Consider the following 212-nt stretch of genomic DNA (forward strand, 5'->3'; position numbering starts at 1 on the left):
CCGTTGAGCACGGGAGAGGTGGGACGAAGAGGTAGCGAGCGTGCGGTCCAACCAACCGCCTCGGCAAGTACGTCACGTTCAACGGTAAATTTCATCAAAGAGCCTTTCGGTGATGAAGCAAACGGGTTTGGAAAACAACGATGATGAGCTCATGGATGTGTATGGAATTGAGAACCCTACATCGTGCGTGTGTAGTTTATGCAAAACTGCAT

At 50.0% G+C, this 212-nt stretch carries 1 protein-coding gene; it reads right to left on the bottom strand.

From position 1 onward, the window contains the following. On the bottom strand, nucleotides 1-95 hold a 95-nt coding region (locus tag HMPREF2554_RS12060; protein ID WP_371326189.1), incomplete at its 3' end, for a beta clamp domain-containing protein. Nucleotides 96-212 lie beyond the last annotated feature (117 nt).

It is taken from the genome of Rothia sp. HMSC071F11 (assembly GCF_001809115.1).
Taxonomy (GTDB): domain Bacteria; phylum Actinomycetota; class Actinomycetes; order Actinomycetales; family Micrococcaceae; genus Rothia; species Rothia dentocariosa.